General features: G+C 66.9%; 1 protein-coding gene and 1 pseudogene. One reads left to right on the top strand and one right to left on the bottom strand.

What is annotated here, in order from left to right; genetic code table 11:
• Positions 1-1,621, bottom strand: a 1,621-nt coding sequence (gene priA / locus Q7U29_RS13535) for a primosomal protein N' (protein ID WP_304742188.1), incomplete at its 3' end; no start/stop codon positions are given.
• A 231-nt stretch (positions 1,622-1,852) separates the two neighbouring features.
• Here priA and Q7U29_RS13530 point away from each other — a divergent pair.
• A pseudogene (locus Q7U29_RS13530) lies at positions 1,853-2,632 on the top strand (tyrosine recombinase XerC); the annotation flags it as partial.

Below are 2,632 nucleotides of genomic sequence, written 5' to 3'. Positions count from 1 at the left end.
CTCGCCCGGCCGCGATCTCGTTCAACTCGCTGCGCATGGTCTCGATCGAGGTGATGAGGTCGCTCGACAGCACCATGGTGCGCGCGTCCGGAAACAATTGCGCGGCTTCTTCCTGCAGGCGCTCGACGCCGGGGCCGACCGCCACCAGCGATTCCTCGGCCTGGCAATGCGGGCAGACTTGCGGACGCGGCATCGAGAAACCGCAGTGATGACAGACCAGGCGCTGGCGAAAGCGGTGATCGACCAGCCAGGCGTCACAGATGGTGCAGGCAAAGCGATGACCGCAGGCCCGGCACAGCGTCAGCGGCGCGTAGCCACGACGGTTGAGGAACAGCAGCGCCTGTTCCTTGCGTTCGATGGCGACCTTTACCTGCTCGGCCAGCACCGGCGAGATGAAACGGCCGCGTGGCGGCGCCGCGCGGCGCAGATCGATCGCCTCGATATGCGGCATGTGCTGGCCGCCGAAGCGCGCCGGCAGCACCACGCGCTGATAGCGGCCTTTTCGGGCGTTGACCTCGGTCTCGACCGACGGCGTCGCCGACGCCAGCACGATCGGAATTTTCGCGATATGCGCGCGCACCACCGCCATGTCGCGGGCGTGGTAATGCGCGCCCTCGTCCTGCTTGTAAGCCTGGTCGTGCTCTTCATCGACGATGATCAGCCCAAGATTGCCGTAAGGCAGAAACAGCGCGGAACGCGCGCCCACCACGACAGGCGCTTCGCCCGCCGCGATCGCGGCCCAGTTGCGTTGCCTTGTGCGCGGGGTCAGTTCGGAATGCCACTCCAGCGGCCGCACCCCGAAGCGCTCGGCAAAACGGTCGAGGAACTGGCCGGTCAGCGCGATCTCCGGCATCAGGATCAGCGTCTGCTTGCCGCGACGGATCACTTCAGCGATGGCTTCGAAATAGACTTCGGTCTTGCCGGAGCCGGTGACACCGTCGAGCAGCGCGACGTGAAAACTGCCGTTGGCCGCCAACGCCCGCATCGCGTCCACGGCAATGCGCTGCTGGCTGGTAAAGTCTGGCTGGGAGAACGACGGATCGGGCGCCGGCGGCGGCAGCGCGCGCGGCATCGGCTCGACCGTCAGCGTGCCCTCGTCGACGAGGCCATCGATCACGCCGGCGCTGACGCCGGCTTCCCGGGCGGCCTCGGATTTGCCGTGCAGCAGGCCATCCGACAATAGATCGATCAGCCGGCGCCGCGCCGGCGTCAGGCGTTTTGGCGCCGCCCCGATCAGCCGCACGCCCATCCGCACCCGCTCGGGCCCGAGATGTTCGCCCATCCGCAACGTCATCCGCAGCACCATGCCGCGCGGCGACAGCGTGTAGTTGGCGACCCAGTCGACCAGCGAGCGCAGTTCCGGCTTCAGCGGCGGCACGTCGAGTTTTTCGCCGACGTCCTTGAGCCGGTTATGCAGGCGTGGATCCGGATTGGCATTTTCCGCCCAAACCACCGCGACCACCTCGCGCGGCCCCAGCGGCACGCACACCACATCGCCCGGCTTCAGATCCATGCCGCGCGGCACCCGGTAGGAATAATTCTGATTGAGCGCGACCGGCACCAGCACATCGACGACGCGCGTCGATGAGGCGGATGAGGTGGCACGCGCGGAATCGTCCATCGGAGAATCAGACTCGAAGCCGGAAAGAGCGGGGCTAACTTAAGACCGTGCGCGAGCCGTAGCCAGTGCGGGAACCGGTGCTTGCGCCAGTTAGCGAACGGTAAACGAAAGAAGTGCGATATAGTCCATCAGAATCAGCAGGGCAGCGCCGTGGCCAAATCCACTAAAGCGTCCATTACAGCCATTCAGCCGATCGAACTCGACTGCGCCGCCGACGACGTCGCGCTGCAGATGACGCGCTGGCTGTCGCATCTGCGCGCCGAACGGCGGCTGTCGCCGAAGACGCTGGAGGCCTATACCCGCGATCTGCGCCAGTGCCTGGTGTTTCTCAGCCAGCACTGGGGCGGGCGGGTGACGTTGGCGCAATTTGCCGCCCTCGAAGCCAGCGACGTCAGGGCGTTCATGGCGATGCGCCGGGCCGACGATATCGGCGGCCGCTCGCTGATGCGGGCGCTGGCGGGGTTGCGCTCGTTCGGGCGCTTCCTCGAACAGGAAGGCAAGGGCAAGGTCGGCGCGCTCTCGGCCATCCGGGCGCCCAAGGTCGGCAAGAGCCTGCCGAAGCCGATCCAGATGGCGGCGGCCAAACGCTTTGCCGACGCCGACGAACGCGCCGGCGATACCCGCGATCCCTGGATCTGGGCGCGCGACGCCGCCGTGATGGCGCTGCTGTACGGCTCGGGCCTGCGCATTTCTGAAGCGCTGGGCCTGAAGCGCCGCGAAGTACCGTTGCCGGGCGAGGGCGACATCATCATCGTTTCCGGGAAGGGCAACAAGACCCGCATGGTGCCGGTGCTGCTATACTAGCTGGCGCTGGTGCAGGACTATGTCGCGATGTGCCCGCATCAGCTCAAGCCGGAAGGCCCTGTTTTCGTCGGCGCACGCGGCGGCCCGCTCAGTCCGCGAATCATTCAGCTGACCATGGAACGGCTGCGCGGCGCGCTCGGCCTGCCCGACAGCGCCACGCCGCATGCGCTGCGGCATTCCTTTGCCACCCATCTGCTGAACCGGGGC

The sequence above is a fragment of the Bradyrhizobium sp. genome (assembly GCF_030654605.1).
In the GTDB taxonomy this organism is placed as follows: Bacteria; Pseudomonadota; Alphaproteobacteria; order Rhizobiales; family Xanthobacteraceae; genus Bradyrhizobium.
Note: the sequence above shows the minus strand (reverse complement) of the source record. Positions and strands in the feature narration are given on the sequence as shown.